Origin of the sequence: Paenibacillus sp. ClWae2A, assembly GCF_032452295.1 — a bacterium.
Classification (GTDB): domain Bacteria; phylum Bacillota; class Bacilli; order Paenibacillales; family Paenibacillaceae; genus Paenibacillus.
Map to the genome: position 1 here is coordinate 62,123 of NZ_JAULSQ010000020.1, position 6,595 is coordinate 68,717.

Sequence of the window (6,595 nt, forward strand, 5' to 3'; positions counted from 1 at the left end):
CTTAATATCGTGATATATACAGAATTTAAAAAGGAGTGGAACGACTACCGTGCTTAACATTGGTGGCATTGAAATGAAAAACCAGGTCGTACTTGCGCCGATGGCTGGCGTATGTAATCCGGCTTTTCGTTTGATCGCAAAAGAATTCGGAACAGGCCTCGTATGCGCGGAGATGGTGAGTGGCAAAGCCATTGTCCATGGCAACCAGCGTACACGCGAGATGTTGTTTGTAGATGAGCGTGAGAAACCGCTGAGCCTTCAGATTTTTGGGGGAGATCGTGATTCCCTTGTAGAAGCAGCCAAAATCGTGGACAAAGAAACGAATGCAGACATCATCGACATTAACATGGGATGCCCTGTACCAAAGGTAACGAAATGTGATGCAGGTGCACGTTGGTTGCTTGATCCGAACAAAATCTATGAGATGGTATCCGCTGTCGTGGACGCGGTTGAGAAGCCAGTGACCGTCAAGATGCGTATCGGCTGGGATAACGAGCATATCTTCGCGGTTGAGAATGCGCTCGCGGTTGAACGTGCGGGCGGACAGGCGGTAAGTGTGCACGGCCGTACGCGTGAGCAACTCTATACAGGCACAGCTGACTGGTCACACATCAAAGATGTAAAAGAAGCTGTCTCAATTCCAGTGATCGGCAATGGTGATGTCCATACACCAGAGGATGCACGCCGTATGTTGGATGAAACGGGTTGTGACGGAGTTATGATTGGTCGTGCCGCCCTGGGTAACCCATGGATGCTGTATCGTACCATTCAATACTTAAGCACGGGGGAATTGCTTCCTGACCCGAATGGCGAAGAGAAGATCCGTGTTGCCATCCTGCATATGGATCGCCTGATCGCATTGAAGAATGAGACGGTTGCCGTACGCGAGATGCGTAAACATCTGGCTTGGTATTTGAAAGGCTTGAAAGGATCTGCCCGGATCAAGGATGTTATTATGGAAGGAACCAAGCGGGACGAGATGGTACAGATTCTCGAGAACTTTGTGGGTCAGCTGAAAAGCGAAGGTAATTTGGAGTCAGAACCGGTAATTGCCGGAAGTGCATCGTAATGAAGGCTGTAAAACGTTTACAGCTATAGAGGACGTAACATTGACTTTTCGAGATCGTTCCCCTATACTTTCACAGTATAAATTCGCCATGTGCGTTAATTAAAGGCTAGTCATCAGGAGGAATATTCTATTTCTCTGGAGAACTTCATATAGTTTTGAAGATGTATGCGGGCGGAGCTATGTAATTGGCACTGATTCCGTTGCCGTACAATCAAATTATTCCCATGACAGGAGAATCGGTTGAGATGAGCGACAAGGAAGTTATCCTTACACCAGAGGGACTTAAGAAGCTGGAAGAAGAACTGGAAACATTGAAATCAGTGAAGCGCCGCGAAGTGGCTGAACGGATTAAGGTAGCCATCGGGTATGGAGATATCAGTGAGAACTCTGAATACGAAGATGCCAAGAACGAACAGGCTTTCATTGAAGGTCGTATTATTACTTTGGAGAAAATGCTTCGGAACGCACGCATTATTAACAGTGATGAGATTGACACCGATGTCGTGAGTGTAGGTGCAACAGTTACTGTGGAAGATTTGGAATTCGGTGATATCACAGAATATACAATTGTAGGTTCTGCTGAATCTAACCCGCTTCAGAACAAGATCTCAAACGAAAGCCCTGTCGGTAAAGCGATCCTGGGCAAGAAAAATGGTACAGTTGTTGATGTAAGTGTGCCTGCTGGCGTAATTCAATATAAAATTGTAGATATTAAAAAGCTATAGTAACGAAGCAGTTGGGCACGGTAAACAAAAGCTTCCCTAGGGAAGCTTTTTCAACATTTGAGGAAGAGTGTCCTCACGGGATGCCTGCATTGTAAATAAGGAGATGAATACAGATCATGACGGATGAAGTCTTGAATCAGGAAACCGAACTTAGCGAGCTTTTACAAATTCGCCGTGACAAATTGGACGAGCTCCGCAAATTGGGAATCGACCCTTTTGGCCAAAAATACGTACGTACCGAAGAAGCCGGCTCCATTCTGAAGAAGTATGAAGAACTGACCAAGGAAGAGCTGGAAGAGAAGCACATCGAAGTCAGTATTGCCGGACGGATTATGGCGAAGCGGGGAATGGGTAAAGCAAGCTTCGCACATATTCAGGACCTGAGCGGCAGAATCCAGATCTATGTTCGTCAGGATACCGTGCCTGAAGACAAGTATGCAGCATTCACCCTTCTAGACCTTGGCGATATCGTTGGGGTAACTGGCGTGATCTTTAAGACCAAAACAGGTGAAACTTCTGTCAAAGTTACAGATCTTGAAGTGCTGTCCAAATCGCTCTATCCGCTTCCGGATAAATTCCATGGTCTCACCGACGTAGAGCTGCGTTACCGCCAGCGTTATGTTGATCTGATTATGAGCCCGGACGTACAACAGACCTTTATCGCACGTTCCAAAATCATTCAATCGATGCGTCGTTACCTGGATTCCCTGGGATATCTGGAAGTGGAAACACCTACGTTGCACACCATCGCAGGAGGAGCGGCAGCACGTCCGTTCATCACACATCACAATGCGCTGGATATGGAACTGTACATGCGAATTGCGATTGAACTTCACCTGAAACGTCTGATTGTTGGCGGACTGGAGAAGGTATATGAGATCGGCCGTGTCTATCGGAATGAAGGTATGTCCACACGTCACAATCCGGAGTTCACAATGATTGAATTGTATGAGGCATATGCCGACTACAAGGATATTATGCAATTGACGGAGAACCTGGTTGCTCATATTGCACAGGAAGTACTGGGTACGCAAGTGATCCAGTATGGAGATTATGAAGTAGATCTTACACCGCAGTGGCGCCGTGTTACGATGGTGGATGCAGTTAAGGAAGTTGTGGGCGTAGACTTCTCCGTACATATGACGGATGAGGAAGCACATAACTTGGCGAAGGAACATAAGGTTCCGGTTGAAAAACATATGACATTTGGTCATATTCTGAATGCGTTCTTTGAAGAATTCGTGGAAGAAACGTTGATTCAACCGACATTCATCATGGGACATCCTCTTGAAATCTCACCACTGGCGAAGAAAAATGATGTAGACCCGCGCTTCACGGATCGCTTCGAATTGTTCATCGTTGGGCGCGAGCATGCTAATGCCTTCACAGAGCTGAATGATCCAATCGATCAGCGTCAGCGCTTTGAAGCACAGATGCTGGAGAAAGAACATGGGAACGACGAAGCTCATGAGATGGATGACGACTTCATCCGTGCGCTCGAATATGGTATGCCACCAACAGGCGGATTGGGGATCGGGGTTGATCGTCTGATCATGCTGCTTACCAACTCCCCGTCGATTCGTGACGTACTGCTCTTCCCGCACATGCGTCCTCGTACGCAAGATTAAATAAGGAACGTACGATACGTTCATAATAGAAGAGGAACCTGCCGTTCAGTATCATGCTGGGGCAAGTTCCTCTTTAGGTTTACATAGACGCTAGAAATAAAGTTTGTCAGAACGCCCTGTTCGTATTTTGTTAAAAGAGGTGCCCTTCATGAAGTTCAGGCTTCACTTTGCCAAATTCTTATCTCCTCCGTTAATTCTGGTCGGTGGTTTTCTGCTTATCATTGCGATTGGAACGGTGCTTCTCATGTTGCCAATCTCCAACCAAAGTGGTGTGCATTTGGCGTTTATTGACGCGCTCTTTACATCAACCTCTGCCGCATGTGTGACTGGACTTGTCGTTGTGGATGTAGGAACGACGTTTAATTTGTTTGGTCAGATCGTCATTATGGTATTAATGCAGCTCGGTGGACTCGGCTTCATGACTATGGCTACCCTCTTTGCGCTTGTATTGGGTAAGCGAATCTCACTCAAGGACAGGCTATTACTCAAAGAAGCCATTAATGCAGACAGTATGGAAGGGATTGTACGCATTATCCGCAAGGTGTTGATTTTCTCCTTTACCATTGAAGGGGTGGCTGCTGTCATACTGGCGCTGCGCTGGGCAACGGAGATGCCATTGGGTCAGGCTGTATACTATGGAATATTTCATTCCGTTTCATTGTTTAATAATGGCGGATTTGATTTGTTCGGCAACAGCTTTCAATACTACACCGGAGACTGGATATTCAATGTGACTGCTTCCGTGCTCGTTATCTCTGGTGGACTAGGTTTTGTTGTGTTAAATGATCTGTTTGAGTATCGCAAACGTCGACGCCTATCCCTACAGTCCAAACTGGTGCTGTCTGTATCGGGAGCGCTGATTGGTATAGGAGCGATTGTGTTGTTTGTTTTCGAATTTACCAATGGACATACATTGGCTTCACTCACCTGGAGCGAGAAGATCTATGCGTCCTTCTTCCAGTCTGTCTCTACACGTTCGTCTGGAACAAGCACAATCGATATCACGGAGATGAGGCAGGCTACCCAATTTTTCTTCATTCTGCTGATGTTTATCGGGGCTTCCCCGGGATCAACCGGGGGCGGGATCAAGACGACTACATTCCTGATTATGATTGGTGCAGTGTATGCCATGATTCGGGGAAATAAGGATATTGTGTTTTTCCGCCAGCGTGTTCCGAAAGAACTGTTGATGAGGGCGTTGACCATTATTATGGTTTCTCTGATCATATTCATGATCGTGGTGATGCTTCTGCTTACGACAGAGGATGCGCCATTCCTTTCTCTGATGTTTGAAGCTGCATCCGCAATTGGTACCGTGGGTCTTTCTGTGGGAGTGACTGATGAGTTGACCAATTGGGGAAAAATCATTATTACCTTTACCATGTTTGTAGGTCGGATTGGGCCATTAACCATCGCGTATGCCCTTCGTCCGCGCAAAGAGAAGAAACTGTATCGTCATCCGGAGGGCCGGATCATTATCGGATAAAAAGAAAAACCGTCAGACATTCAGAACTAACTCCTGTTATCGTAACAGGTCTTAGTGAAACGAATGTGCTGCGGTTTTTTTTGGTTTAACGGCACAAGGAAGCAAGATGCAAAGTGAGAACATCGTCCATGAGCTTGGCATTCATCTGATCCGGTCTAAGCACGGTATGTATGCCTAAGCCATCCACGAGTGCATACAATCTTTCGATCTCAAGTTCTTTGTCCAGATCGGGTCTGGAGAGGTCGAGCTTTATCAGGTAGGTGATAACAGAGCCTACAGCTTGTCTGAGTTCATCGTATACTGTATCGGCAAGTTCTTTGAGCGTAGAATCGGTTTTGGATCTGGCTGTAAAAGCGTACCACACCTCCATTTCGGCCAGTTTTTCATCTGTGTTTGGTAATAACTCGAGTAATAAGCATTTCATATTATCCAAGGGAGACCCGGTGAAGGACATTTGTTGAATTCTATGGGATACCCGTTCGGATACGAGTCTCATGGCATATCGTAGTAGTTCTGACTGAGTAGAAAAGTAGTGACGCATCGAACCAACCGAAATTCCAGCTTCTTCAGCAATATTCCGAACAGAGGCCTGTTCCATGCCATCTCTTCGTATAATACGCCAAGCTGCCTCGGCCACGAGCACACGTTGTTTATCATGATCAACAATTTTAGGCATAGGCATATTATATCACTGTTGATTATTATAGTACACACGTGCTAGATTATATTTAATACATTTGTATCATAAAAAGGAGAGGTTAATATGATTGGTTATTTCATTATAGGTTGTGAGATTGCCTTTTGGGTGTTTGTTTTTGCGGGTCTGAGTGTCAGGTATCTTCTTGGCATGAAGCGGTTAGGTATCGTTTTGTTAATGGCGACGCCGGTTGTCGATCTGTTATTGCTGGTAGCTACAGTTATGGATCTACAGCGAGGAGCTACCGCAGGTATGATCCATGGTATAGCTGCGGTGTATATAGGAGTAAGCATTGCTTATGGTCATCAGATGATCGCTTGGGCAGATCGATATTTCCTATATTGGTTCAAGGGTGGAGAAAATCCTCGCAGCAACAAGTTATATGGCAGAGAACATGCGAGTCGTGAGCGTAGTGGATGGTTTAGACATCTATTGGCTTGGGCTATAGGAAGTGCTTTTCTATTCGCTATGATATGGTGGATTGGAGATGCTGAACGTACAGCTGTCTTCAATAATCTGATCAGAGTGTGGGGAATGATACTCGGTATCGATTTTCTGATAAGCTTTAGCTATAGTTTATGGCCCAAAAAGGTTCCTGCTAGGAATGTTAAACATTAAAATGAAAATGGACGTGCGTACGAACTTGCTAAGTTGGGAGAATAACATATGTACGTTCAGAACGTATCATTTTATTGGTCATTATAAAAGCAAAAAAAGACTTGCATAAAAAATCTCTACATGGTATATTCTAAGTCCGGCCAAGAAAACACGGTTTACACGGTGCGGCAAGCGATTGAAATAAGCTTCGAAAGAAACTTAAAAAAGAACTTGCAAAGTTGGTTCGGATGTGATAAGATATAAAAGTTGCTGAAGAGAACGACATTCGGTAACAAAACAAGTTTGATCTTTGAAAACTGAACAACGAGTGAGTAAACATTCTGCTTGCAGAATGAACGCGAAAGTTTGAGACAAGCCTTGGCTTGGATCGAC

At 45.3% G+C, this 6,595-nt stretch carries 6 protein-coding genes; 5 read left to right on the plus strand and 1 reads right to left on the minus strand.

Annotated elements, in window-relative coordinates:
• The first annotated feature begins 49 nt into the window (after positions 1-49).
• The 4 genes from dusB (at position 50) to QVE09_RS29940 (ending at position 4,908) form a co-directional block, all read left to right on the plus strand.
• Positions 50-1,069, plus strand: a complete 1,020-nt coding sequence (gene dusB / locus QVE09_RS29925) for a tRNA dihydrouridine synthase DusB (RefSeq protein WP_315939747.1) — start codon at positions 50-52, stop codon at positions 1,067-1,069.
• A 245-nt stretch (positions 1,070-1,314) separates the two neighbouring features.
• On the plus strand, positions 1,315-1,794 hold the full coding sequence (gene greA, locus QVE09_RS29930; protein WP_076216743.1) for a transcription elongation factor GreA: 480 nt from the start codon (positions 1,315-1,317) through the stop codon (positions 1,792-1,794).
• 116 nt (positions 1,795-1,910) lie between these two features.
• Positions 1,911-3,422, plus strand: a complete 1,512-nt coding sequence (lysS, locus tag QVE09_RS29935) for a lysine--tRNA ligase (protein WP_076216742.1) — start codon at positions 1,911-1,913, stop codon at positions 3,420-3,422.
• 148 nt (positions 3,423-3,570) lie between these two features.
• Positions 3,571-4,908 carry a TrkH family potassium uptake protein gene (locus tag QVE09_RS29940; RefSeq protein WP_315939748.1) on the plus strand — a complete coding sequence of 446 codons (1,338 nt, stop codon included), beginning with the start codon at positions 3,571-3,573 and terminating at the stop codon, positions 4,906-4,908.
• 85 nt (positions 4,909-4,993) lie between these two features.
• On the opposite strand, the gene QVE09_RS29945 is transcribed toward QVE09_RS29940, so the two are convergent.
• On the minus strand, positions 4,994-5,590 hold the full coding sequence (locus tag QVE09_RS29945) for a TetR/AcrR family transcriptional regulator (protein WP_315939749.1): 597 nt from the start codon (positions 5,588-5,590) through the stop codon (positions 4,994-4,996).
• 81 nt (positions 5,591-5,671) lie between these two features.
• Here QVE09_RS29945 and QVE09_RS29950 point away from each other — a divergent pair, with 81 nt between their 5' ends.
• On the plus strand, positions 5,672-6,223 hold the full coding sequence (locus tag QVE09_RS29950) for a hypothetical protein (RefSeq protein ID WP_315939750.1): 552 nt from the start codon (positions 5,672-5,674) through the stop codon (positions 6,221-6,223).
• Positions 6,224-6,595 lie beyond the last annotated feature (372 nt).